Below are 25,430 nucleotides of genomic sequence, written 5' to 3' on the forward strand. Positions count from 1 at the left end.
GCAACCCGCCGCACCGGCGATCCTGTGTTGGACATCACAGTTAGTAGAGACTAACCTAAAACTCAGTTATGCGTTACTAACCGAAATGGCCGGACCGGCAGCCCCAGGGCCCCGGTCCGGCCGGGGATGGAAGCAGTCAATGGAGACAATCGCCAGCCGGGTGGATCCCGGCAGCGCAGGCTTCGCCGCCAACCGGGAGGCCCAGCTTGGCCTGGCCCGGGAACTGAAGGAGCGCCTGGCCGCCTCCGCGCTCGGCGGGCCGGAAAAGTCCCGCGAACGCCACGTCGCCCGCGGCAAGCTGCTGCCGCGCGAACGCATCGACCGGCTGCTCGATGACGGCAGCCCCTTCCTGGAAATCGCCCCGCTCGCCGCGGACGGCATGTACGACGGTGATTCGCCCGGCGCCGGTGTGATCGCCGGCATCGGCCTGGTCCACGGCCGCCAGGTGCTGGTCATCTCCAACGACGCCACCGTCAAGGGCGGCACCTACTACCCGATGACGGTCAAGAAGCACCTCCGCGCCCAGGAGATCGCGCTGGAGAACCGCCTGCCCTGCATCTACCTGGTGGACTCCGGCGGGGCGTTCCTGCCCCGCCAGGACGAGGTCTTTCCGGACAAGGAGCACTTCGGCCGGATCTTCTACAACCAGGCGCAGATGTCCGCGGCGAAGATCCCGCAGATCGCCTCCGTCATGGGCTCCTGCACCGCCGGCGGCGCCTACGTGCCCGCGATGAGCGATGAGACCGTGATTGTCCGCAACCAGGGCACCATCTTCCTCGGTGGCCCGCCGCTGGTGAAGGCGGCGATCGGCGAGATCGTCACGGCCGAGGAACTCGGCGGCGGCGACGTGCACTCGAAGATCTCCGGCGTCACCGACCACCTGGCCGAGAACGACGAGCACGCCCTGCAGATCGTCCGCGACATCGTCTCCACCCTGCCGCGGCCGGCCGCCCCCGCCTGGGAGATCGACACGGTTGTCGAACCCGAAGCGGACCCGGTCGAGCTCTACGGCGCCGTCCCCACCGACGTCAACGCCCAGTACGACGTCCGCGAGGTCATCGCCCGGCTGGTGGACGGCAGCCGCTTCCACGAGTTCAAGAAGAACTACGGCACCACCCTGGTCACCGGCTTCGCCAAGCTGCACGGCCACCCCGTGGGCATCGTGGCCAACAACGGCGTCCTGTTCAGCGAGTCCTCCCTCAAGGGTGCACATTTCATCGAACTCTGCGACCAGCGCGGGATCCCGCTGATCTTCCTGCAGAACCTCTCCGGCTTTATGGTCGGCAAGGATTACGAACAGGGCGGCATCGCCAAGAACGGCGCCAAGATGGTCACCGCCGTCGCCACCGCCCGGGTGCCCAAGCTCACCGTGGTGATCGGCGGCTCGTTCGGCGCCGGCAACTACTCGATGTGCGGCCGGGCCTACTCGCCGCGCTTCCTGTGGATGTGGCCGGCCTCCCGGATCTCCGTCATGGGCGGCAACCAGGCCTCCAGCGTCCTCGCCACGGTGAAGCGCGACCAGTACGAGGCCCGCGGCGAGGAATGGTCTGCCGAGGACGAGGAGGCCTTCAAGGCCCCGATCAAGCAGCAGTACGAGGACCAGGGCAGCCCCTACTACTCGACCGCCCGCCTGTGGGACGACGGCATCATCGACCCCGCGGACACCCGCACCGTCCTGGGACTGGCGCTCGACGTCGTCTCCCGCACCCAGCTGCCGGAGACCTCCTTCGGCCTCTTCCGGATGTGAGCCCCGCCGTGACAGCAACCACCAGCACCCCCGCCGTTTCGACCTCCGCGCCGCTCTTCGGCGCCGTCCTGGTCGCCAACCGCGGCGAGATCGCCTGCCGCGTGATCCGCACCCTCCGCGCCCTCGGCATCCGCTCGGTCGCCGTCTACTCCGACGCCGACGCCGGCGCCCGCCACGTGCGGGAGGCCGACGCCGCCGTCCGGATCGGGCCTGCAGCCGCCACCGAGAGCTACCTCAAGATCGAGGCCATCATCGATGCCTGCCGCCGCAGCGGCGCCGAGGCCGTGCACCCCGGCTACGGCTTCCTCAGCGAGAACGCCGACTTCGCCCGCGCCCTGGAGCGGGCAGGCATCACCTTCATCGGCCCCGGCGTCGAATCCCTGAACATCATGGGCGACAAGATCCGCTCCAAAAACCACGTCACCGGCTACGGCGTCCCCGTGGTCCCCGGCGTCGCCGAACCCGGCATGAGCGACGCCCAGCTGATCGAGGCCGCTGCCGGCGTCGGGTACCCGTTGCTGATCAAGCCCTCCGCCGGCGGCGGCGGGAAGGGCATGCACGTGGTCGAGCGGCCCGAGGACCTCGAAGCCACCCTCGCGACGGCCCGCCGGGTCGCGGCCAGCGCCTTCGGCGACGACACCCTGTTCCTGGAGCGGCTGGTCACCACCCCGCGGCACATCGAGGTCCAGGTCCTCGCCGACAACCACGGCAACGTCATCCACCTAGGAGAGCGCGAATGCTCCCTGCAGCGCCGGCATCAGAAGGTGATCGAAGAGGCCCCGTCCCCGCTGCTGGAGGGCCTTCCCGACGGCGCCGCCATCCGCGCACGGCTCGGCGAGGCCGCCTGCAACGCCGCCCGCAGCGTCAACTACTCCGGTGCCGGCACCGTGGAGTTCCTGGTCTCCGACGACGCCCCGGACGAATTCTTCTTCATGGAGATGAACACCCGCCTGCAGGTCGAGCACCCGGTCACCGAGATGGTCACCGGCATCGACCTGGTCGAATGGCAGGTCCGCATCGCCGCCGGGGAGGAACTCACCGTGGCCCAGGACGACGTTGTCCTCACCGGCCACTCCGTGGAGGCCCGGGTCTACGCCGAGGTGCCTGAGAAGAACTTCCTGCCCTCCGGGGGAGAGGTGCTGCTGCTGGATGAGCGCGGGGAGATCTTCACCGCGCTCGAGGACGCGGACGCCGCCGTTTTGGACGCCGGGGTCCCGGCAGCGGCGGACCCGGACATCCGGATCGACTCCTCGCTGCGGCCCGGCGCCGAGATCTCCAGCGACTACGACCCGATGATCGCCAAGGTTATCGCCCGCGGTCCGGACCGGGCCGCGGCCCTCGCGAAGCTGGACACGGCCCTCTCCCGGTACACGGTGCTGGGTCCTGAGACCAACGTCGAATACCTGCGGATGCTGATCAACGACGAGGACGTCCGAGCCGGCCGGCTCGACACCGGCCTGATCGAACGCAAAATGCCGGGTTTCACCTTCCGCCGGGCCGGCGACGCGGAGCTGATGGCGGCGGCCCTGCCGTTCTGGGTCCTCGCCGAGGGTCCCGCGGGCCTGGGCTCGCCCTGGGACAGCGTCCGCGGCTGGCGGATCGGGGCACCGGCGGCGTGGACCATGAGCTTCGGCATTCCCGGGGGCGGGCTCGCCACCGTGGCGGTCACGTTCGTGGAGAACATCGACCTCGGCCGCGCCCGGGTCCGGGTCGACGGCGGCACCGAGCATGACGTGGCCGTGATCGGCCTCTCCGACGACAACATCCTCTTCGACATCGACAGCGTGGAGCACCGGTTCGCGCTCGCGCAGTCCGGGCACGACTTCCTTCGGGAAGACCCGCCCGAGTTCCTCTTCGTCGGCAACGAGGGCTGGTCCTGCCGGCTCGAGCCGCTGACCCGGGAAGCCCGGCTCGCCCGGGTGCTCGCCGCCGTCGAACGCGAAGAGGGCGCCGCGGACCCCGCGGTGCGCTCGCCGATGCCCGGCACCGTGGTGTCCGTCTCCGTGGCCCACGGCGACGCCGTCACCGCGGGCCAGGCCCTGGTGGCCGTGGAGGCCATGAAGATGGAGCACCAGCTCACCGCACCCCTGGACGGCACCGTCCACCTCAGCATCACCACCGGCGACCTGGTCAAGGCAGACCAGGTCCTCGCCACCATCCACCCACAGGAGTGATCCCCATGCCCGATTTTGAACTCAGCGAGGACTACCAGGACCTCTCCGACACCGTCCGCGACTTCGCCGACCAGGTGGTTGCCCCGGTCTCCGCCAAGCACGACGAGGAACACAGCTTCCCCTACGAGGTCGTCTCCCAGATGGCCGACATGGGCCTCTTCGGCCTGCCCTTCCCGGAGGAAGCCGGCGGCATGGGCGGGGACTACTTCGCCCTGGCCCTGGCCCTGGAGCAGCTTGGCCGGGTGGACCAGTCGGTCGCGATCACCCTGGAGGCCGGCGTCTCGCTCGGCGCCATGCCGATCCACCGCTTCGGCACCGACGCGCAGAAGGAGGAGTGGCTGCCGCTGCTGGCCTCCGGCAAGGCGCTCGCCGGGTTCGGCCTGACCGAACCCGAGGCCGGCTCCGACGCCGGCGGAACCAAGACCACCGCCAGGCTGGAAGGCGTCGGAGACGCAAAAAATTGGGTAATCAACGGCAACAAGGCGTTCATCACCAACTCCGGCACCGACATCACCAAACTTGTTACCGTCACCGCGGTCACCGGCCAGCAGGAACGCCCGGACGGCAGCATCAAGAAGGAAATCTCCACCATTCTGGTGCCCACCAGCACGCTCGGGTTCACGGCGGAGAAGGCCTACAATAAGGTCGGCTGGAACGCCTCGGACACCCACCCGCTGACGCTGGACAACGTCCGGGTCCCGGAGGAGAACCTCCTCGGCACCCGCGGCCGCGGCTACGCCAACTTCCTCTCCATCCTCGACGAGGGCCGCATCGCCATCGCCGCGCTCGCCGTCGGCGCCGCCCAGGGTTGTGTGGACCAGTCGGTGAAGTACGCCAAGGAACGCAGCGCCTTCGGCCAGAACATCGGCAAGTACCAGGCCGTCGCGTTCAAGATCGCCCGCATGGAGGCCCGGGCCCACACCGCCCGCCTGGCCTACTACGACGCCGCCGCCCGGATGCTCGCCGGCAAGCCGTTCAAGACCCAGGCGGCCATCGCTAAGATGATCGCAGGCGAGGCAGCCATGGACAACGCGCGGGACGCCACCCAGGTGTTCGGCGGCTATGGCTTCATCAACGAGTTCACCGTGGCACGCCACTACCGCGACTCCAAGATCCTGGAGGTCGGCGAGGGCACCACGGAGGTCCAGCTGATGCTGATCGCCCGCGAACTGGGCCTGTAGCCGCACGGAAGGACCTTTCGATGATCGACAAAGTTGTTGCCAGCGCCGCCGAGGCCGTGGCGGACATTTCCGACGGCGCCTCGCTTGCCGTCGGGGGCTTCGGCCTCTGCGGCATCCCCGTGGCGCTGATCGCGGCACTGCATGAGCGCGGCGCGACGGACCTGGAGACCGTCAGCAACAACTGCGGCGTGGACGACTGGGGCCTGGGCATCCTGCTCAAGGACGGCCGGATCCGCCGGACCATCAGCTCCTACGTGGGGGAGAACAAGGAGTTTGCCAGGCAGTACCTGTCCGGCGAACTCGAGGTGGTCCTCACCCCGCAGGGCACCCTGGCCGAAAAGCTGCGCGCCGGCGGGGCCGGCATCCCCGCGTTCTACACGCCCGCCGGCGTCGGCACCCAGGTCGCCGAGGGCGGCCTGCCGCAGAAGTACGACGCCGACGGCAACGTCGCGGTGGCTTCCGCGGCCAAGGAGGTCCGGAGCTTCCACGGCGCCGACTACGTGCTGGAGGAGGCGTTGACGCCGGACTTCGGCCTGGTCCACGCCTGGAAGGGGGACCGGCACGGCAACCTGGTCTTCCATGCCGCCGCGATGAACTTCAACCCGCTCTGCGCCATGGCCGGGAAGATCACCATCGCCGAGGTGGAGGAGCTCGTGGAACCGGGGGAGCTGGATCCGGGACAGATCCACGTCCCGGGCATCTTCGTCCAGCGCGTGGTCCTGGCCCCAGAGGCGGAGAAACGCATCGAGAAACGGACCGTGGCCGCCGCATCCGCCGGGCCCGCCGGAACGACAGGAGCCTGACCGTGGAGAGCACCCAGACCCCGGACGGCCCCGCCCGGCCCGAAACCGTCCGGCACGAATACCGGCCGCCCGCCGTCGAACACGGCGCCGTTCCCGGCGGCGCCGACTTTGCCGCGCCGGCCAAGGGCTGGACCCGGAACGAGCTCGCCGCCCGCGTGGCGCGGGAGCTGCACAACGGCCAGTACGTCAACCTCGGCATCGGCATGCCCACGCTGATCCCGAACTACATTCCGGACGGCGTCGAGGTGGTGCTGCACTCGGAGAACGGGATCCTCGGCGTCGGGCCCTACCCGGCCGAGGACAACGTCGACCCCGACCTGATCAACGCCGGCAAGGAGACCGTCACGGTCAACAAGGGCGCCGCCTTCTTCGACTCCGCCGCATCCTTCGGGATGATCCGCGGCGGCCACGTCGACGTCGCCGTCCTCGGCGCCATGGAGGTGGCGCAGAACGGGGACCTCGCCAACTGGATGATCCCGGGCAAGATGGTCAAGGGCATGGGCGGGGCAATGGACCTGGTCTTCGGGGCCAAGAAGGTGATCGTGATGATGGAGCACGTGGACCGCAACGGCAACCCGAAGATCGTGGAGCGCTGCTCCCTGCCGCTTACGGGCAAGGGCTGCGTGGACCGGATCATCACCGACCTCGCCGTCATCGACGTCGTGACCGAGGGCGGGACCTCGCGGCTGGTGCTGCGGGAACTGGCTCCGGACGTGACCGCGGAAGAGGTGGCCGCGGCCACCGGCGCCGAACTTTTCGAGGAAGACCAGGAACTCTCCGTATGACCACCAGCCACTCCCACATGGACGCCGACGCCGGCGGCGCGGGCCGCCGCGTTATCGAACAGCGCGGCCTCTACTTCGACGAGCTTGAGGAAGGCGTCGCCTATGCGCACCGGCCCGGCCGGACCGTGACCGAGACGGATAACGTCCTGTTCACCACCATGACCATGAACACCCAGTCGCTGCACCTGGACGCCGCCTGGAGCGCCGGGCAGCCCTTCGGCCAGCGGCTGATGAACTCCATGTTCACCCTGGCCACCATGGTGGGCCAGTCCGTGCCGCAGCTGACCCAGGGGACCATCATCGCCCAGCTGGGCCTGACGGATGTGTCCTTCCCGCACCCGCTCTTCCACGGGGACACGCTCTACACGGAGACGGTGGTAACAGGGAAGCGGCTCTCCTCGTCCCGGCCGGGCCAGGGCATCGTGACCATGGAGCACACCGGCCGGAACCAGGACGGCACCGTGGTGGCCCGCGCCACCCGCAGCTGCCTGATGTGGACCCGCGACGCGCACACTTCGCAGCAGGCGGGATCGCAGCCGGCGACGCAGCAGAATGGGTCGCGGGAAGCCGCGTCACCGGAAGCCGCCGAAAAGGGGAGAATCGAGGCATGACCTTCCTGATGGGCCCCGCCCTGCTCTTCTGCCCCGCCGACCGGCCCGAGCGCTACCAAAAGGCCGCCGACCGCGCGGACACGGTGATCGTGGACCTCGAGGACGCCGTCGCCCCCGCGGACAAGCAGCGCGCCCGCGGGGCCATCCTGGCCCAGCTCGGCTCGGCCGGTGACGTGCCCGAACTGGATCCCAGCCGGACCATCATCCGGATCAACCCGGCCGGGACCGAGGAGTTCGGGAAGGATCTGCACTGCCTCAAGCACACCCCCTACCGGCACGTGATGCTCGCCAAGGCCGAAAGCGCCGCCCAGCTCCGCGAGCTAGAGGGCTTCAGCGTGATCGCCCTGTGCGAGACGGCGGCCGGGATCGTCAACGCCGCGGCCATCGCGGCCGAACCCAACGTGGTGGGCCTGATGTGGGGCGCCGAGGACCTGATCGCCTCCCTCGGCGGGACGTCCAGCCGGAACGACGACGGCGGCTACCGGGCCGTCGCCCTGCACGCCCGCTCCACGGTGCTGCTGGCCGCCCGCGCCGCCGGCAAGGAAGCGGTGGACTCGGTCTACGTCAACATTCCGGACCTGGACGGCCTGGCCGCCGAGAGCCGCGACGCCGTCGCCTCCGGCTTCGGCTCCAAGGCCTGCATCCACCCGAACCAGGTGGCCGTGGTCCGGGAGGCGTACGCCCCGTCCGAGGAAGAAGTGGCCACGGCGCGCGAGCTGCTCGACGCCGCCGCAGCCGCCGGAACGGGCGTCTTCCAGCACAAGGGCAGCATGATCGACGGGCCTATCCTCAAGCACGCCGAGGCCACGCTCCGCCGCGCCGGGCACTAGCCTTCAGGCCCGCTGGGGGCGGGACCTGCTGGCCTCGCCCTGAATTCTCATCGATTCGCCACAGATGGCCGAAATGCGAGGGTCCATAGCGGCCAACTCCGTCAAATGGGCGTAGGCGGGTGTCACCGGCGTTGCTGCTGGCGTGGCCCGGCCCGACCGCGCGGAAAGCCATGGTGCCCTCCCGGCCACGCCTGAATTCTCATCGATTCGCCACAGATGGCCGAAATGCGAGGGTCTATAGCGGCCAACTCCGGCAAATGGGGCAGGTTACGGACGAAACCTGCCCCGATCCACCCGAAGAATGGGCATGCTCATCGCTGCTGGTGGGGTATGGGCATCCGCATGGCGGCTGGCGCGAAGAATGGGCATGCTCGTCGCAGCTGGTGGGGTATGGGCGTGCTCAGCGGCGCCAGAGGTAGCGGTTCTCCGGCCGGCCGGCGGCGCCGTACCGCGGGGTGAGCCGGGCGAAGCCGTTGACCACCAGATACTCGAGGTAGCGCCGGGCGCTGACCCGGGAGAGGCCCAGCCTCAGAGCGAGCCCGGCCGCGGACACGTCCTCGGGACTGGCCCGCAGCGCCTCGATCACCGCGTCCAGGGTGGGCCGGGACAACCCCTTGGGCAGTCGCACCCCGTCCGCACCGGCACTGACCCCCGCGCCGGTCCCGCCGCCGTCGGCCTCTGACGCCTGACCTGCCGCGTGACCCTCGGCAGCCTGCCCGGCCCCGGCCGCCGCGGTAGCACGCCGGGAGGGTGCCACCAACCGGTCGATCCGGTCCTGGTCCAGCGGCCCGGCCGAGGACCCTGCGGCCAGCTCGTCGCGCAGCGCCACGTACTCGTCCAGGCGCTCGTTCAGGGCCTGCGAGGTGAACGGCTTGACCAGGTAGTGCAGCACCCCTCCGGCCATCGCCGCGCGGACCGTCTCCAACTCCCGGGACGCGGTGATCACCAGGACGTCCGTGGGCTGGTGCGGCCGGTTCCGCAGCTGCCGCAGCACCTCCAGCCCGGACATGTCGGGAAGGTGGATGTCCAGCAGGACCAGGTCCGGCAGCAGCTCCGCGGCGAGGTCCAGTCCCTGCCGTCCCGAGTGGGCGGTGCCGACGACGTCGAAGCCGCCGCGGGCCAGCAGGAACCCGTGATGGATCCCCGCAACCGCCACGTCATCGTCGATGATGAGGGTGCGTATGCCGCTCATAGCCGTTCCAGTGCCGCCTTCCGTGGGGCGTCCGGCCCCGCCGGGGAAGCCGCCGCGGCGCTCCCCGCCGTGTTTGAAGTAACTGTGTGTGAAGTAACCGTGTGTGAAGTAATTGTGCTGAACGTGACCGTAAACCGCGCCCCGCCCAGGTCCGAACGGGTCACCGCCGCCGTCCCGCCGCGCCGCCGGGCAACGCGCTGGACCAGGGCCAGCCCGAATCCGCGGGTGTTCACGCCGTCGGCATCCTTGCTCGTGACCCCGGGTTCGAACACCGCCTGCCGGTCCGCGTCCGGCACGCCCGGGCCGTCGTCCTCGACGGTGAGCACGCGGCCGCCGGCCGGGGTCTCGGCCAGGGCGACGGCCACGGTGCTGTCGTAGCCGGCGGCGTCGACGGCGTTGTCAATCAGGTTCCCCAGCACGGTGATGACGTCGTCGGTCCCGTCCGGGGCGCAGACCGAGTCCTCCGCGACCTCGATGTCGATCCCGCGCTCGGCGCACACCGTGGACTTGGCGATCAGCAGGGCCCGGACGCCGTCGTCGGTGATGCCGGCCGCCAGCGGACGGTTCACGAAGCCGGCATCGGCGGCGCTGCGGCCCAGGAACTCTACCGCCTTCGACTGTTGGCCCAGTTCCAGCAGCCCGGAGACGACGTGCAGCTTGTTCGCGAACTCGTGCGCCTGGGCCCGGAGCGCCAGCGTCACGTCCAGGGCGCCGTCCCGGTCCCGCAGCATGGCGTGCAGCTCGGTCCGGTCCCGCAGGATCAGCACCTTGCCCACCTCCCGGCCGTCCACCGTGGCGGCGTTCACCTTGCCCAGGAGGATCCGCTCGCCGGAGAGGACCAGTTCCTCGGTGCTGGACCCGGCCGCGAGGAGCCGGTGGATGCCCGGCTCCAGGGAGGCGGTGGCGGGGGAGCCGAGGATCTCCTCGCCCACGCCCAGCAGCCGCCGGGCCTCGTCGTTGACCAGCACCACGGTGCCGTCGGCGTCCACCGCCACCAGCCCCTCACCCAGGCCGTGCAGCATGGCGTCCCGGGTCTCGAGCAGCGCAGCGATGTCCTCCGGTTCCAGCTTGTAGATCTGCCGCCAGACCAGCTTGGAGATGTACATCGCGCCGAGGGACCCCAGCAGCGCGGCGCCCACCAGCCAGCCGAAGAGCTGCGGCAGGTCCTCGTAGAGGTCGGCGGCGAGGGTGCTCTCCAGGACCCCCACGGAGGCCGACCCGATCACCGCCCCGTTCCGGTCGAAGATGGGCACCTTGACCCGCCAGGACTCGCCCAGCGTGCCGGTCTGGGTTCCCACGTAGATGTCCCCGGCGAGCGGGACGGACGGGTCCGTGGAGACGTGCTTGCCGATCTCCTCCGGGTTCGGGTGGGACTGCCGCACGCCGAACTTGTCCGTCACCACCACATAGGTGACGTTGGAGGCCTGCCGGATCACCTCGGCGATCGGCTGGATGGTCTCCGCGGGGGCGGGCGTGCCGAAGGCGTTGATGACCGACGGCAGCCGGGCCACACTCTCGGCCACGCCGATCAGCCGGCTCTTGTACGCGTCGCGCAGCTGCGCCTCCTGCATGCGGATTGTCACGACGCCGACGGCGGTGAGCACGGCCAGGACGATGGCCAGCTGGAGGGCCACCAGCTGGAAGCGGAGCGGGACGCTGTGAAACACCTCACAAGTCTGCCACCCGGGACCGCCGCCCGGTGCCGGAAGCCGGCCACGATCCGTGACCAATATGACCACTACTACCTCTACGTCCTAATACTGTCCCGCCACCGTGGCCGCTCCTAGGGTCGGGGAAGTGATTCCAATGATGTGCATCACATGTGTCCAAGGAGAGATCATGACGTTCCACCACACCTTCACCCGCCGCGCCGCCCTCACCGCCGGAGCGGCAGGCCTCGCCCTCACCCTCGCGGCTTGCGGCGGCGGCACCGGCACCGGCAGCGCCGCCGGCAACGGATCCGCCGCCGAACCGGTCAAGAAGCTCAGCATCATCGTCCCTGCCAACCCCGGCGGCGGCTGGGACCAGACCGGCCGGGCCATTCAGGCGGACCTGCAGTCCAACAAGCTCGTCAGCTCCGCCCAGGTCACCAACATCGGCGGCGGCGGCGGCACCAACGGCCTGGCCAAGCTGGCCACCGAAAAGGACGCCAACACCCTGATGGTGATGGGCTACGTCATGGTCGGGGCCGTCGAGACCAACGGCGCCAAGTCCCGCCTGGAGGACACCACCCCGATCGCCCGCCTCACCGAGGAGCCCCTGGTCCTGGTGGTCCCGGCGTCCTCGAAGTACCAGTCCGTCAAGGACCTGGTGGACGACATCAAGGCCAACGGCAAGGGCGTCGCCATCACCGGCGGCTCGGCCGGCGGCGCGGACCACATCCTGGCCGGGCAGATCCTCAAGTCCCAGGGCGTCGGCTCGGACAAGCTGAACTACATCGGCTACTCCGGCGGCGGCGAGTCCATTGCCGCGCTGCTGGGCAACAAGGTCCAGGCCGGTATCTCCGGCATCGGCGAATACGCCGAACAGGTCAAGGCCGGCAAGGTCCGCGCGCTCGCCGTCTCCGGCAAGGGCGAGGTCCCGGCGCTGCCCGGCATCAAGCCGCTCACCGAGCAGGGCATCGACGTCGTGCTGACCAACTGGCGCGGCGTGGTGGCCCCCGGCTCCATCGACGACGCCCAGAAGACCAAGCTGACCGAACTCGTCACCAGGCTGCACGAGACCGAGGCCTGGAAGTCCACCCTGAAGAAGAACAACTGGGACGACGCATTCCTGGCCGGCGACGGCTTCAAGACCTTCCTGGGCGAGGACATCACGAAGGTCAAGACCACGCTGACCGAAATCGGCCTGGTCAAGTAACAGTGTCCGCCCCAACAACAGAGTCCACCCACGTGGAGGCGCCCGCCAAGCGGCCTCTCGGGGAGATTCTCTTCGCCCTCCTGTTCGTCAGCATCGGCGCGGCGGGACTCCTGACGGCGGGATCCATCCCGATCCCGCCGTCGGAGACCGGCATCGGCCCCCGTGCCTTCCCCTACATCGTCTGCGGCACCCTCGTGGCCGTCGGCACCGGCATCGTCATCCAGGTCCTGCGCGGCAAGGTGGGCCAGGCCGAGGAGGGCGAGGACCTCGACGCAGATGCCTCCACAGACTGGGTGGCCCTGGCCAAGCTGGTCGGCTTCGTGGTGCTGCACATCGTCCTGATCGAACCCGCCGGCTGGCCCGTGGCCGCGGCGGTCCTGTTCAGCGGGGCGGCCTGGACCCTTGAGGCCAAGCCGCTCTGGAAGGCGATCGTCGTCGCCGTGATCATGGCACTGCTCCTGCAGTACGTCTTCGGCGGCCTGCTGGGCGTGTCCCTGCCCCCGGGCCCGCTGTTCGAGGGGGTGCCGTTCTTCCATGGATAGCATTACGTTCCTGCTTGACGGCTTCGCCAACGCCCTCCAGCCGGTCTACCTGCTCTACGCCCTGGGCGGCGTCTTCGTCGGCACCGCCGTCGGTGTCCTCCCGGGCATCGGCCCGGCCATGACCGTGGCACTGCTGATGCCCATCACCTATGCCCTGGATCCGGCCGCGGCGCTGATCGTGTTCGCCGGCATCTACTACGGCGGCATGTACGGCGGGTCGACGACGTCGATCCTGCTCAACACCCCCGGTGAATCCGCCTCGATCGTCACCGCCCTCGAGGGCAACAAGATGGCCAAGGCCGGCAGGGGAGCGGCGGCGCTGGCGACGGCGGCGATCGGTTCGTTTATCGCCGGCACCATCGCCACTGTGCTGCTGTCCTTTTTGGCCCCCGTCGTGGCGGAATTCGCCGTCGGCCTCGGCCCGGTGGACTACGTGGCACTCATGGTGGTGGCCTTCCTCACCGTCGGCGCGCTGCTGGGCGCCTCGGTGCTCCGCGGGCTCGCGTCCCTGGCCCTGGGCCTGTTCATCGGCCTGATCGGCATCGACGACAGCACCGCCCAGCAGCGCTTCACCTTCGACAACCCCAACCTGGTGGACGGCATCGACATGGTGCTGGTGGCCGTGGGCCTTTTCGCCCTGGGCGAGGCGCTCTACGTCGCCTCCAAGCTCCGGCACGGTCCGGTGGAGGTCATCCCGGTCAGCAAGGGCAAGAACGCCTGGCTGTCCAAGGAGGACTGGAAGCGGTCCTGGAAGCCGTGGCTGCGCGGAACGTTCATCGGCTTCCCGATCGGCACGGTCCCCGCCGGCGGTGCGGACGTCTCCACGTTCCTGTCCTACGCGGCGGAACGGCGGCTGGCCAAGGGCGAGAACCGGCGCCAGTTCGGCAAGGGCGCGATTGAGGGCGTCGCCGGTCCCGAGGCGGCCAACAACGCCGCCGCCGCCGGTGTCCTGGTGCCGCTGCTGACCCTCGGCATCCCCACCACCGCCACCGCGGCGATGATGCTGACCGCGTTCCAGCGCTACCAGATCCAGCCCGGGCCGCTCCTGTTCGAAAACCAGGGCGCCCTGGTCTGGACCCTGATCGCCTCCCTGTACGTGGGCAACCTGATGCTGCTGGTGCTGAACCTGCCGCTGGTGGGCCTCTGGGTGAAGATCCTGCAGATCCCGAGGCCGTTCCTCTACGCCGGCATCCTGGTCTTCGCGGCCCTCGGGGCGTTCTCGGTGAACTTCTCGCCGATCGACGTCGGGGTGCTGCTGGTGGTGGGCATCCTGGGCTACTTCATGCGCCGCTACGGCTACCCCGTGGCGCCCATGGTGGTGGCGATGATCCTGGGGCCGATGTTCGAGGTGCAGCTGCGGCGCTCGCTGCAGCTCTCCCAGAACGACCCCACCGCGCTGTTCTCCACCCCGTTCGCAGTCGTGGTCTACGCGACCATGGCGCTGATCTTCCTGGGTTCCTGGTGGCTGCGCCGCCGGCAGGCCGCCCTGGAGGCGGTCACCGAGAAGGAATCCGTGTCCGTCTAGGGCGGGAGCATTAGCCAGGCCACCGCGCCTGTTTGCCACGAATGGCCGGAATGGTACCCACCATTCCGGCCATTCGTGTCAGATCGCTGCGGTCCCGGCGGGCACTCAGTCCTCCGGCGGCAGGGACAGCGGCGGGATGGACTCCTCCAGCAGGATCCGGACCCAGCGCTGGCCGGTGGCGCGGAACTCCGCCCGGGTGGCGAAGCGGTAGTGGAAACTCCGGGCCCGCACCCAGCGCGGCCGGGCGCCGTCGAACGGGTCCTCCCGCAGCAGCCGCAGCGTGGGCCGGTCTGCCTCCAGCAGCTTCGCCAGGAACGCGTAGAACCATTGCTCGTGCACGCTGCGCAGCGGCAGGAACCACATCAGCCAGTCCAGCCGCAGGTGGTACGGCGCCCACTGCCGCGGCACGCGCCGGACATCACCGGGCTTGCCGCGGAACCCGTACTCCCGCCAGTCCGCCGCCTCGTCCGGCTCGGGGTCCAGGGTCCCCTCCACCACGATCTCGATCCGCTGCTTGGTCACCGAGCCGAACGCCCCGTAGGCATTGACCAGCTGCCACCGGTTGAACGCGGCATTCATCAGCTGGTACGACGAGACCAGGTTCGCCGCCGGGCGGTAGCTGAGCACCAGCAGCAACACGGTGGCCAGGCTTACCAGCACCAGCCAGGGCAGCGGCGCCTGCGAGCCCTCCGTTGACACGACACCTCCCGCCGGCACTGCTCCCTCCGCCGCACCCGGGGGCCGCCAGCCGGACGGCAGGCCGGGGAACAGGGCGTGCAGCACCGGATCGCTCACCGCCGCGAAAGCCAGCAGAATCGCCATCCAGTTCAGCCACGCGAAGTTGCCGCTGGCCACCAGCCACAGCTGGGTGAACACCACGATCCCCGCGGCCACGGACGCCAGCGGCTGCGGGGCGAACAGGAAGAACGGCACGACCAGCTGGGCGCCATGGTTGCCCAGGACCTCCAGCCGGTGCCAGGCCTTCGGCATCAGGTGGGCCTGGCGGCTCAGGGGCCCGGGCATCGGCTGGGTTTCGTGGTGGTAGTACAGCGCGGTGAGGTCCCGCCACTCCCGGCCGCCGCGGATCTTGATCATCCCCGCCCCGAATTCCAGCCGGAACAGCAGCCACACCAGCAGGAGCAGGACGGTCCGCGGCGGGAGAGTCTGCTCCGAGCCGAGGAACCCCACGGTGAACCCAGCCTCCAGCAGCAGCATCTCCCAGCCGAACCCGTAGAACGTCTGGCCCACGTTCACGATCGACATGTACAGCAACCAGAGCGCCAGGAAAGCCAGCAGCGGCAGCCACGGCGGCCCCTGCTGCGGCAGGCCCAGTACCAGGGCGGCGCCGATCAGCATCCCGACGGCGCAGACCGCGCGCAGCAAACGGTCCGAATAGTGCCAGGCGAACAGGGTGGGTCGAAGCGGGCGCCGGGCGCGGGCCAGGAGCGAGGGGACCGGGAGTAGTCCGCGCTCGCCGAGGAGCGCCGGAAACTGGTTCAGCGAGGAGAGGAACGCGACCACAAAAACGGCCGCGACGCCGCGCTGCAGTACCTGCCGGGCGAATCCGTAGTCCGGCGCGTCAAACCAGGCCGTCCACTCCACGATTCCCACGGTACGCCGCCGCCGGAGGGCGTCAAGGCGCGGCCGGGGCAGTGCCGGTGCGGGATACTGGAGGCATGAAGCCGCGCAGCATTGTCCTCCTCGGATCCACCGGGTCCATCGGTACCCAGGCCCTCGACGTCGTCGACGGGGCGCCCGACCGGTTCGAGATCGTGGCGCTCAGCGCGGGCGGCGGCAACCTTGAACTCCTGGCCCGGCAGGCGGTCCACACCCGGGCCCGCGCCGTCGGCATCGCCGCCGGCGACCCGGCCGGGCTGCAGCGCCTGATTGACGACGCCGCGCGCGCTGCCGGGGTGACCGGGTACCGTCCGGAGATCCTCGCCGGCCCGGACGCCGCCACCCGGATCGCGGAGATCCCCGCCGACGTCGTCCTCAACGGCATCACCGGCTCGATCGGCCTGGCACCCACCCTCGCCGCCCTGAAGTCCGGCGCCACGCTCGCCCTGGCGAACAAGGAATCCCTGATCGTCGGCGGCGCCCTGGTCAAGGCCGCCGCCCGCGAGGGCCAAATCGTCCCGGTGGACTCCGAACACTCCGCCATCGCCCAGTGCCTGCGCTCCGGCACCGCCGCCGAGGTGGACCGCCTGGTCCTGACGGCCTCCGGCGGTCCGTTCCGCGGCCGGACCCGGGCCGAGCTGCTGGACGTAACCCCGCAGGACGCCCTGGCCCACCCCACCTGGGACATGGGCCTGATGGTCACCACCAACTCCGCCACCCTGGTCAACAAGGGCCTTGAAGTGATCGAGGCGCACCTGCTCTTCGACATCCCACTGGAGAAGATCGACGTCGTGGTCCACCCGCAGTCCGTGGTGCACTCGATGGTGCAGTTCACCGACGGATCCACCATCGCCCAGGCCTCCCCGCCGGACATGCGCCTGCCGATCGCCCTGGGCCTCGGCTGGCCGGACCGGGTTCCCGGCGCCGCGTCCCCGTGCGACTGGACCCGGGCCACCAGCTGGACGTTCGAACCGCTGGACGCCGGCGCGTTCCCCGCCGTCGGCCTGGCCAAGGACGCCGCCCGCCGCGGCAGCACCTACCCGGCGGTCTTCAACGCCGCCAACGAGGAAGCCGTGATGGCCTTCCACGCCGGCCGGATCCGCTTCCCCGACATCGTGGACACCGTCGAGGCCGTCCTCAGCGAGCACACAGGATCCTCCGGGCTGACGGTCGAGGCCGTGCTGGATGCTGAAAAGTGGGCACGCGCGCGGACCCTCGAGCGTTTGGCCGTAGGAACCCCCGCCACCCCCAGCCAGTCCGTGCCCAGGAAGTAGCCAGACCCAGCATGAGCCCCGTTCTCCTCTTCATCCTCGGCGTCGTCTTTGTCGTGATCGGCATCGCCGTGTCCATCGCCCTGCACGAGGTGGGCCACCTGGTGCCGGCCAAGCTGTTCAAGGTCCGCGTCACCAAATACATGATCGGCTTCGGTCCCACTCTCTGGTCGCGGCGCCGCGGCGAGACCGAATACGGCGTCAAGGCCATCCCCCTCGGCGGCTTCGTCTCGATGATCGGCATGTACCCGCCCAACCCGGAGGACGGCACCGTCCGGGCCTCCAGCACCGGCATGTTCCAGTCCCTGGCCGCCGACGCGCGGTCGCTGGCGCACGAGGAGATCGGCCCCGAAGACCGGGACCGGGTGTTCTACCGGCTGCCGGTCTGGAAGAAGATCATCATCATGCTCGGCGGCCCGGCCATGAACCTGCTGATCGGCCTCGTGCTGACGGCCGTGCTGCTGATGGGCTTCGGCGTGGCGGGCTCCACCACCACCATTGCCGACGTCTCCAAGTGCCAGGTCAAGGCCGGGGAAACCGTGGACCCGAACTCGCAGGACTGCAAGCTCACCCCCGCGGCCGCCGCCGGACTGAAGCCGGGCGACACGATCACCTCCTTCGACGGCAGGCAGGTCACCAACTGGGACGAGCTCACCGGCTGGATCCGGGCCTCGGCCGGCAAGACCGTGAGCGTCACGGTCCAGCGCGACGGCGCCCCCGTCACCACCACGGTGACCCCGGTGCTCTCCTCCCGCCCGGTGGTCGGCGCCGACGGACGCCAGGCCAAGGACGCGGACGGCAAGCTCCGCTACCAGGACGTCGGTTTCCTCGGCATCGGCCCGCAGTCGGCGCTGGTGCAGCAGCCGGCGTCGGCGGTGCTCCCGATGGCCGGGGAGAACATCAAGCAGATCGCCGGCGTCGTCCTGAACCTCCCGGCGCGCGTGGTGGGCGTGGCGCAGGCGGCCTTCAGTTCGGAGCCCCGGGACCCCAACGGCCCCATCAGCGTGGTGGGCGTCGGCCGGGTGGCCGGCGAGGTCGCCGCCATGGAACAGGTGCCGCTTCAGAGCCGGCTCGCCACCTTGGTGGGCTTGCTCGCCGGGCTGAACTTCGCCCTGGCCGTCTTCAACCTCGTCCCGCTGCTGCCGCTCGACGGCGGCCACGTGGCGGGCGCGCTGTACGAGGGTGCCCGGCGCCGGATCGCCAAGCTCTTCGGCCGGCCGGATCCGGGGGCGTTCGACATCGCCAAGATGCTGCCCGTGACGTACGTGGTGGCGGCGCTGCTGATGGGCATGTCAGCGCTGCTGATTTACGCGGACATCGTCAAACCGGTGAACCTTTTCGGTTGATTCCCGCTACTAAGCCATTTTGAACTGATTTTTGATAATCAGCTTTAGATGGTTGATCTTTATGAATCAGCCGCCTAGGGTTGCGGTATGTACGTCCTGACGATCGACCAGCGCGGCAGCAGCACTGATGTGGACCGGGTCCCCGGCCTGCTGGCGGAGCTGGCCAGACTGGTCCCCGGAGCCACCTTCGAACGCTCCGTGGGCGACGAGCTGCAGGGGGTGCTGCAGTCGCCTGCCGAGGTGGTGGACACCGCCCTGCACGCCCTCCGGGACGGCCACTGGTACGTCGGAATCGGCGTCGGGGCCGTGGACCAACCGCTGCCGGCCAGCCCCCGTGAAGGCTCCGGGCCGGCGTTCGTGGCGGCCCGGCTCGCGGTGGAGCGGGCCAAGGCCGCCGGGCATGTTCCCCTCGCCGTCGAAGCCGGCACCGAGGGGACCCCGCGCCGAGGGGCGGCCTCCCGCCCGGCCGGCGCCGGGGACGGCGCCTCCGGGACACCGGCCGCGCCGCCGGGGGAGCGGGAGGCTGCCAACGCCGAGGCGGTCCTGCGGCTGATCGGCCGCCTGGTCCAGGACCGGACCGCGGCCCAGTGGAAGGTGGTGGACGCCCTCCGAAACGTCCGCGACGGGCGCGCCGGCACCCACGGCAGCCAGAAGGCCGCCGCCGCCGCGCTGGGAATCACGGAGCAGTCGGTGAGCCGTGCCCTGCTTCGCTCCGGCTGGCAGGAAGAATGGGCGGCACGGCCAGCGGCAGAAATGCTGCTGGCCCTGGCCGACGGCCAGACCGCCGGCGCGGACGGCCACGCCGCGCGCACCCCGAGCGAAGGAGACCGGTGAACGCCCTCTGGATCACACTGGCGCTGGTGACGGCAGGCTTTGCCGGCTGGCCGGTCACCGCCCTGGTCTTCCGCCTGGCCCGCACCATCGACGACAGGGCCGACGCCGGGCAGGCGGCCGACGCGGTTGACGGCACCACGGGCAGCGACTCCGACGCCGGTCCCGGCTGGAGCGACGATCCCACGGACGGGGCGGCAACCACGGCGGCCGGAACCCCGGAAGTACCGGCAGCACCAAGCACTGAGACTCCAACCCCCGAGACCCCAGCCCCCGCGCCCGTCCCGGCGGCCGCCGTCGGCACCCGCATCCTGCGCGGCGGGGCGATCATCGGCGTGCTGGAACGCCTCGCCGTCGCCCTCGCCATTCTGGCCGGGCAGCCCGTGGCCATCGCCTACGTGGTCGCCATCAAGGGCTTGGGCCGGTTCGCCGAACTGAAGGAAACCCCGGTCGCGGCCGAGAGGTTCATCATCGGCACCCTCACCTCGATGCTGTGGGCCGCCGGCGTGGCCGCGCTGGCGAGGGTTCTGCTGCAGGCCTGAAACCGGGCCGATGGATGGGAACCCGGCGGACTGGGGGATAGGGTAGCCGTATGACTGTTTTTGCTGTTGAGTACGTTTACGACGCCGAGTCCGCCGAATCCCGCGCCGCCGCCCGCCCCGCCCACCGGGAATGGACCGCCGGCCTGGCCGAGGACGGCACCCTGCTGGCCAGTGGCCCGTACTCCGACGGCGCCGGCGCGTTGCTGATCCTCAAGGCAGCCGACGAGCAGGCCCTGAGCGAGCTGCTCAAGCAGGACCCGTTCGCCGCCGCCAGCGCCATCTCCGGTATCCGCACCACGGCCTGGGCGCCGGTGACCGGCCTGCTGGCCGGCCACTCCGCCTAAGCGGCCCGCCCACCCTTCGCACTACGCTTCGATCCCAGAGGAGTCCCCGTGACCTCGGTCAGCCTCGGAATGCCGTCGGCACCGCCCCCCGTTCTTGCCCCGCGCCGGAAAACCCGCCAGATCAAGGTCGGCTCGGTCGGCGTCGGCTCCGACTTCCCGATCAGCGTGCAGTCCATGACGACCACGCCGACCACGGACATCAACGCCACCCTGCAGCAGATCGCCGAACTCACCGCCTCCGGCTGTGACATCGTCCGCGTGGCCTGCCCCTCCGCCGACGACGCGGAGGCGCTGCCCATCATCGCGAAGAAGTCGCAGATCCCGGTGATCGCGGACATCCACTTCCAGCCGAAGTACGTCTTCGCCGCGATCGAGGCCGGCTGCGCAGCGGTCCGGGTCAACCCCGGCAACATCCGCAAGTTCGATGACCAGGTCAAGGAAATCGCCCGCGCCGCCAAGGACCACGGCACCTCCATCCGGATCGGCGTCAACGCCGGCTCGCTGGAGCCCGGCATCATGAAGAAGTACGGCAAGGCCACCCCGGAGGCGCTCGTCGAGTCCGCCGTCTGGGAAGCCTCGCTGTTCGAGGAGCACGGCTTCCACGACTTCAAGATCTCGGTCAAGCACAACGACCCCGTCGTCATGGTGGCCGCCTACGAGATGCTCGCGGAAAAGGGTGACTGGCCCCTGCACCTCGGCGTGACCGAGGCTGGCCCCGCCTTCCAGGGGACCATCAAGTCCGCCACCGCCTTCGGCGCGCTGCTCTCCCGCGGTATCGGCGACACCATCCGCGTGTCCCTCTCCGCCCCGCCGGTGGAGGAGGTCAAGGTGGGCAACCAGATCCTGCAGTCGCTGAACCTGCGCCCCCGCAAGCTCGAGATCGTCTCCTGCCCGTCCTGCGGACGCGCCCAGGTGGATGTCTACACCCTCGCCGAGGAAGTCACCGCCGGCCTGGAGGGCATGGAGGTGCCGCTGCGAGTGGCCGTCATGGGCTGCGTGGTGAACGGACCCGGCGAGGCCCGCGAGGCTGACCTCGGCGTGGCGTCCGGCAACGGCAAGGGCCAGATCTTCGTCAAGGGCGAGGTCATCAAAACCGTCCCCGAGAACCAGATCGTCGAAACACTGATCGAAGAGGCTATGCGCCTCGCCGAAGAGATGGGGGAAGCCGATGGCGAAGATGCTGTCAAGGGTGGCCCCGTGGTTAGCGTTTCGTAAGGACGGTACCCAGGCCGGTGCCGCCGTCCGCCTCCTCGGCGCCGGCGACACCGGCACCCTCCGCGATCTCGCGCGGCGCGACCCCGTCGCGAACGTCTTCATCCTGTCCCACCTCGAATCCGCCGGCACCGCCGCGCCAACCGCCGGCGGCGCCAGCATCCTCGGCGTGTTCGACGGCGGGGCCCTCGTCTCGGCCTGCTGGGCCGGGGCCAACCTGGTGCCGGTCGAACTGGATGCCGACCTCGCACCCCTCATCGCGGCCGCGGCACACCGCGCCGGTCGCCGCTACGCCTCCATCTTCGGCCCCGCCGAGGCCGTACTGGCGCTGCACGCGGCCATGGAGGACCTCGGGCACACCGCCCAGGAGATCAGGGCGGACCAACCGCTCATGACCATCAGCGGCACGCCGCTGATCGAGCCCAATCCGGCGTTAGGCTTCGGGCAGATGGCCGACTTCGACCGCATCCTCCCCGCCTGCGCCGCTATGTTCGAGGAGGAGGTGGGCTACTCGCCCTACCTCGGCGGCCGCGAGTTCTACAGCCGGCGGGTCAAGGGGCTGATCCGGGCCGGGCACTCCATGGTCCACCTCGGGCCCGACGGCGAGGTCATCTTCAAGGCCGAACTCGGCGCCGTCACATCCGCCGTCACGCAGGTCCAGGGCGTGTGGATGAACCCCACCCACCGCGGGCTCGGCCTTAGCGCCGGGTACATGGCTGCCGTCGTGCTCCTGGCCCAGCGGCTCGCTCCGGTGACCAGCCTCTACGTCAACGACTTCAATGTCCGTGCCCGGGCCAGCTACGAGCGGGTGGGCTTCGAACAGGCCGGCAGCTTCGCGACGGTGCTCTTCTAAAACCGCGCTCTTCTAGGACGGCGCTGTCCAAGGACGGCGCCGTTCCACCCCGCCCGAGACACGTCATGTCACCGACTTGTGACAAAAATATAAGGGCACACTCTTGTTTTGGCGACGGGGATCACATAGGTTCTAGCTAGCCGCGCCGAGAAGGCGCGAGCGGTCTCAGGGGGAACCACCAACTGGCCCCGCAGCCGCCCGGAAGGGCAGGCTCGGGCCAGGGTTAACAGCCTTGATAAAAGCGGCACTGGGGTCGCGGGGCCGCGCCACGACGGATGACCAGCCGGAAACGGCCAGGGGCTTCCACGCCGGGGCGCGGCCCGTCCCATTCCCTGACGCCTCCCGCCCGGACACATGCCACCCGCACAACCCGCGTCGCCCGGGAACCCGCGCCGCGGCGAGGCGGTAGATTGGTAGCTGGACATTTCGTGCCTCCCCGGAGGCCCCGCATTTCTCAGAAACGGATACCCCTCCAGTGGTCCTTCGACTCTCCCAGCTGTTCCTGCGCACCCTGCGTGAAGACCCCGCCGACGCCGAGGTGGCCAGCCACCGGCTGCTGGTCCGAGCAGGTTACATCCGCCGCGCGGCCCCCGGTATCTACACCTGGCTGCCGCTGGGCCTGAGCGTCCTGCGCCGGGTGGAGCAGATCATCCGCGAGGAGATGACGGCGATCGGCGCCCAGGAGGTCCACTTCCCGGCGCTGCTGCCGAAGGAACCCTACGAGGCGACCAACCGCTGGACCGAGTACGGCGAGGGCATCTTCCGGCTCAAGGACCGCAAGGGCAACGACTACCTGCTGGCCCCCACGCACGAGGAAATGTTCACCCTGCTGGTCAAGGACCTGTACTCCTCGTACAAGGACCTGCCGCTGAGTATCTACCAGATCCAGAACAAGTACCGCGACGAGGCACGCCCCCGGGCTGGCCTGCTCCGCGGCCGCGAGTTCATCATGAAGGACTCCTACTCCTTCGACGTCGACGACGCCGGCCTGGACGCCAGCTACGCCGCCCACCGCAGCGCCTACCTGAAGATCTTCGAGCGCCTCGGCCTCGAGGTCGTCCCGGTCACCGCGACGGCCGGCGCCATGGGCGGGTCCAAGAGCGAGGAGTTCCTGCACCCCACCGAGATCGGCGAGGACACCTTCGTCCGGTCCGCCGGCGGCTACGCGGCGAACGTCGAGGCCGTCACCACCGTGGTTCCCGCGGACATCGATTTCACCAACGCCCCCGCCGCCGAGGTGCGCGACACCCCGGACACCCCCACCATCGACACCCTCGTGGCGGCCGCCAACGCCCTGGCGCCCCGCAGCGAGGCCGACGGCGGCGCCTGGACCGCCGCGGACACGCTGAAGAACGTCGTGCTCGCCGTCACCCTGCCCACCGGTGAGCGCCAGCTCGTCGTCATCGGCGTCCCCGGCGACCGCGGCGTGGACCTCAAGCGCGTCGAGGCCACCATCGGATCCTTCCTGCCGATCGCCGGTGAGATCACCCTGGAGGCCGCCAACGAGGAGGACCTCAAGAAGCAGCCCCTGCTGGTCAAGGGCTACATCGGGCCGGGCCTGTCCCCGGACGCCCCGCTGCTGGGCTCCGAGGGCGCGTCGAAGCTGCTCTACCTGGTGGACCCCCGCGTGGTCAGCGGCTCCGCCTGGATCACCGGCGCCAACGAGGCCGGCAAGCACGTCTTCGGCCTGGTGGCCGGACGCGACTTCGGCTGGGACGGCGTCATCGAGGCCACCGAAGTCCGCGCCGGCGACCCCGCCCCGGACGGCTCCGGCCCGCTGGAAACCGCCCGCGGCATCGAAATGGGCCACATCTTCCAGCTCGGCCGCAAGTACGCCGAGGCCCTGGACCTGAAGGTCCTGGACCAGAACGGCAAGCAGGTCGTCGTCACCATGGGCTCCTACGGCGTCGGCGTCACCCGCGCGGTGGCCGCCCTGGCCGAGTCCAACCACGACGAGAAGGGCCTGGTCTGGCCCCGCGCCGTCGCCCCCGCCGACGTACACGTCGTCGCCGTCGGACGCGGCGAGGAGATCTTCGCCGCCGCCGAGAAGCTCGCGCTCGAACTGGAGGCCGCCGGCCTCGAGGTCATCTACGACGACCGTCCCAAGGTCTCCCCGGGCGTCAAGTTCGGCGACGCCGAACTCGTCGGCGTGCCCACCATCCTGGCCGTCGGCCGCGGCCTGGTGGACGGCGTCGTCGAGATCAAGGACCGCCGCAGCGGCAACGCCGAGAACATCGCCGTGGATCGGGCCGTCGACCACGTGGTCAACGCCGTCCGCAACGCCTGACCCGGCCCGGGGATGCTTTCGGGTCTTGAATCAATCCAGCTCACCACCCTGATCCTGGTGGTGGTGGCCGGTTTCGCGGCCGGCTGGATCGACGCCGTCGTGGGCGGCGGGGGACTGATCCAGCTGCCGGTCATGCTCCTGGTGCCGGGCATCAGCCCGGTGCAGGCGCTGGCGACCAACAAGATGGGCTCCATCTTCGGCACCACCACCAGCGCGGTGACCTACTACCGACGGGTGCGGCCGGACCTGCGCACCGCCATCCCCATGGCGGTGATCGCCTTGGCCGGCAGCTTCGGCGGGGCTATCCTGGCCGCCACCCTGCCGGCGAGCGTCTTCAAACCGATCATCGTGGCCGCGCTGGTGGCCGTGGCCCTGTTTACGGCGCTGCAGCCCAACGTTGGCGAGCTGACCAAGCTCCGCCACAACGGGCACCGCCACTACGTCATCGCCTGCCTGATCGGCGGCGTCATCGGTTTCTACGACGGCATGATCGGCCCCGGAACGGGGTCCTTCCTGATCATCGCGCTGGTGTCCGCCATGGGCTACGCCTTCCTCGAGGCCAGCGCCAAGGCGAAGATCGTCAACATGGCCACCAACGCCGGGGCGCTGCTGTTCTTCCTGCCGCACGGCTCCCTGCTCTGGGGCCTGGGCCTGGTCCTCGGCGGGGCCAACATGGCCGGCGGCTACCTCGGTGCCCGGACCGCCGTCAGCCGGGGCAGCAAGTTCATCCGGATCGTGTTCCTGGTGGTCGTGGGCGTGCTCATCATCAAGCTCGGCTCCGACGTCTGGCACGACACCCTCGGCTGAGACTTCGGCTAAGGGCTCCGTGCCGGGCGCCGGGCTCCCGGGGACCGCAGGGCCCTGCCGCGGTGTCGGGG

At 69.9% G+C, this 25,430-nt stretch carries 22 protein-coding genes; 19 read left to right on the forward strand and 3 right to left on the reverse strand.

Translation table 11 applies throughout. The annotated features are described in order from the left end of the window. Window positions 1-139: 139 nt before the first annotated feature. Genes AB0O44_RS10415 through AB0O44_RS10445 form a run of 7 tightly spaced genes read left to right on the forward strand, consistent with a single transcriptional unit; the run spans window position 140 to window position 8,131 of the window. The gene (locus AB0O44_RS10415; RefSeq protein WP_364137094.1) at window positions 140-1,747 is read left to right on the forward strand and encodes a carboxyl transferase domain-containing protein; all 1,608 of its coding nucleotides are present in this window, start codon (window positions 140-142) and stop codon (window positions 1,745-1,747) included. A gap of 8 nt (window positions 1,748-1,755) precedes the next feature. After that, window positions 1,756-3,921 carry a biotin carboxylase N-terminal domain-containing protein gene (locus AB0O44_RS10420; RefSeq protein WP_364137096.1) on the forward strand — a complete coding sequence of 722 codons (2,166 nt, stop codon included), beginning with the start codon at window positions 1,756-1,758 and terminating at the stop codon, window positions 3,919-3,921. A 5-nt stretch (window positions 3,922-3,926) separates the two neighbouring features. Next, window positions 3,927-5,102: an acyl-CoA dehydrogenase family protein gene (locus AB0O44_RS10425; protein WP_364137098.1), complete on the forward strand. Its 1,176-nt coding sequence runs from the start codon at window positions 3,927-3,929 to the stop codon at window positions 5,100-5,102. 20 nt (window positions 5,103-5,122) lie between these two features. Further along, window positions 5,123-5,905 carry a CoA transferase subunit A gene (locus tag AB0O44_RS10430; protein WP_364137100.1) on the forward strand — a complete coding sequence of 261 codons (783 nt, stop codon included), beginning with the start codon at window positions 5,123-5,125 and terminating at the stop codon, window positions 5,903-5,905. Window positions 5,906-5,907: 2 nt separating this feature from the next. Continuing rightward, window positions 5,908-6,690 (forward strand): CoA transferase subunit B, encoded by a 783-nt coding sequence (locus AB0O44_RS10435; RefSeq protein ID WP_364137102.1) that lies wholly within the window; start codon window positions 5,908-5,910, stop codon window positions 6,688-6,690. Window positions 6,691-6,707: 17 nt separating this feature from the next. Beyond that, window positions 6,708-7,301: a MaoC family dehydratase gene (locus AB0O44_RS10440; RefSeq protein WP_364137323.1), complete on the forward strand. Its 594-nt coding sequence runs from the start codon at window positions 6,708-6,710 to the stop codon at window positions 7,299-7,301. Further along, on the forward strand, window positions 7,298-8,131 hold the full coding sequence (locus AB0O44_RS10445; RefSeq protein ID WP_364137104.1) for a CoA ester lyase: 834 nt from the start codon (window positions 7,298-7,300) through the stop codon (window positions 8,129-8,131). The genes AB0O44_RS10440 and AB0O44_RS10445 overlap by 4 nt, the downstream gene beginning before the upstream one ends. A 400-nt stretch (window positions 8,132-8,531) precedes the next feature. Here the strand turns inward: AB0O44_RS10445 and AB0O44_RS10450 are convergent, their stop codons facing one another. Both AB0O44_RS10450 and AB0O44_RS10455 read right to left on the reverse strand, forming a co-directional pair. Next, window positions 8,532-9,323 carry a response regulator gene (locus AB0O44_RS10450; protein WP_364137106.1) on the reverse strand — a complete coding sequence of 264 codons (792 nt, stop codon included), beginning with the start codon at window positions 9,321-9,323 and terminating at the stop codon, window positions 8,532-8,534. Then, a complete protein-coding gene (locus tag AB0O44_RS10455; protein ID WP_364137108.1) occupies window positions 9,320-10,990 on the reverse strand; it encodes a sensor histidine kinase in 1,671 nt (556 codons plus the stop codon). Before AB0O44_RS10455 ends, AB0O44_RS10450 begins: the two co-directional genes overlap by 4 nt. A gap of 172 nt (window positions 10,991-11,162) precedes the next feature. Between AB0O44_RS10455 and AB0O44_RS10460 the strand changes: the two genes are divergently transcribed. Genes AB0O44_RS10460 through AB0O44_RS10470 form a run of 3 tightly spaced genes read left to right on the forward strand, consistent with a single transcriptional unit; the run spans window position 11,163 to window position 14,249 of the window. Continuing rightward, window positions 11,163-12,182, forward strand: a complete 1,020-nt coding sequence (locus AB0O44_RS10460; protein WP_364137110.1) for a tripartite tricarboxylate transporter substrate-binding protein — start codon at window positions 11,163-11,165, stop codon at window positions 12,180-12,182. A gap of 2 nt (window positions 12,183-12,184) precedes the next feature. Further along, on the forward strand, window positions 12,185-12,724 hold the full coding sequence (locus AB0O44_RS10465) for a tripartite tricarboxylate transporter TctB family protein (protein WP_290258378.1): 540 nt from the start codon (window positions 12,185-12,187) through the stop codon (window positions 12,722-12,724). Further along, window positions 12,717-14,249 carry a tripartite tricarboxylate transporter permease gene (locus tag AB0O44_RS10470; protein ID WP_290258377.1) on the forward strand — a complete coding sequence of 511 codons (1,533 nt, stop codon included), beginning with the start codon at window positions 12,717-12,719 and terminating at the stop codon, window positions 14,247-14,249. Before AB0O44_RS10465 ends, AB0O44_RS10470 begins: the two co-directional genes overlap by 8 nt. 105 nt (window positions 14,250-14,354) lie before the next feature. Here the strand turns inward: AB0O44_RS10470 and AB0O44_RS10475 are convergent, their stop codons facing one another. Further along, window positions 14,355-15,851 carry a lipase maturation factor family protein gene (locus tag AB0O44_RS10475; RefSeq protein WP_364137113.1) on the reverse strand — a complete coding sequence of 499 codons (1,497 nt, stop codon included), beginning with the start codon at window positions 15,849-15,851 and terminating at the stop codon, window positions 14,355-14,357. 74 nt (window positions 15,852-15,925) lie between these two features. On the opposite strand from AB0O44_RS10475, the gene dxr reads away from it, so the two are divergent. The 9 genes from dxr to AB0O44_RS10520 all read left to right on the forward strand — a co-directional run bounded on the left by dxr (window position 15,926) and on the right by AB0O44_RS10520 (window position 25,359). Then, entirely contained in the window at window positions 15,926-17,140 is a 1,215-nt protein-coding gene (gene dxr / locus AB0O44_RS10480) for a 1-deoxy-D-xylulose-5-phosphate reductoisomerase (protein ID WP_364137115.1), read from the forward strand. Window positions 17,141-17,151: 11 nt separating this feature from the next. Further along, window positions 17,152-18,483, forward strand: coding sequence for a site-2 protease family protein (locus tag AB0O44_RS10485; RefSeq protein ID WP_364137117.1), 1,332 nt, complete (start codon window positions 17,152-17,154; stop codon window positions 18,481-18,483). An 87-nt stretch (window positions 18,484-18,570) separates the two neighbouring features. Then, window positions 18,571-19,317, forward strand: a complete 747-nt coding sequence (locus AB0O44_RS10490) for a MarR family transcriptional regulator (RefSeq protein WP_364137119.1) — start codon at window positions 18,571-18,573, stop codon at window positions 19,315-19,317. Continuing rightward, window positions 19,314-19,856, forward strand: a complete 543-nt coding sequence (locus tag AB0O44_RS10495) for a hypothetical protein (protein WP_364137121.1) — start codon at window positions 19,314-19,316, stop codon at window positions 19,854-19,856. Before AB0O44_RS10490 ends, AB0O44_RS10495 begins: the two co-directional genes overlap by 4 nt. Window positions 19,857-19,906: 50 nt before the next feature. Continuing rightward, the gene (locus AB0O44_RS10500) at window positions 19,907-20,200 is read left to right on the forward strand and encodes a YciI family protein (protein WP_290258370.1); all 294 of its coding nucleotides are present in this window, start codon (window positions 19,907-19,909) and stop codon (window positions 20,198-20,200) included. 48 nt (window positions 20,201-20,248) lie between these two features. Beyond that, the gene (ispG, locus tag AB0O44_RS10505; RefSeq protein WP_290258369.1) at window positions 20,249-21,415 is read left to right on the forward strand and encodes a flavodoxin-dependent (E)-4-hydroxy-3-methylbut-2-enyl-diphosphate synthase; all 1,167 of its coding nucleotides are present in this window, start codon (window positions 20,249-20,251) and stop codon (window positions 21,413-21,415) included. After that, window positions 21,378-22,265: a GNAT family N-acetyltransferase gene (locus AB0O44_RS10510; protein WP_364137325.1), complete on the forward strand. Its 888-nt coding sequence runs from the start codon at window positions 21,378-21,380 to the stop codon at window positions 22,263-22,265. The genes ispG and AB0O44_RS10510 overlap by 38 nt, the downstream gene beginning before the upstream one ends. 475 nt (window positions 22,266-22,740) lie before the next feature. Then, a complete protein-coding gene (locus AB0O44_RS10515; RefSeq protein ID WP_364137124.1) occupies window positions 22,741-24,552 on the forward strand; it encodes a proline--tRNA ligase in 1,812 nt (603 codons plus the stop codon). A 12-nt stretch (window positions 24,553-24,564) separates the two neighbouring features. After that, window positions 24,565-25,359, forward strand: a complete 795-nt coding sequence (locus tag AB0O44_RS10520) for a TSUP family transporter (protein WP_364137126.1) — start codon at window positions 24,565-24,567, stop codon at window positions 25,357-25,359. Window positions 25,360-25,430 lie beyond the last annotated feature (71 nt).

It is taken from the genome of Arthrobacter sp. NPDC080082, assembly GCF_040686595.1.
Classification (GTDB): Bacteria; Actinomycetota; Actinomycetes; order Actinomycetales; family Micrococcaceae; genus Arthrobacter.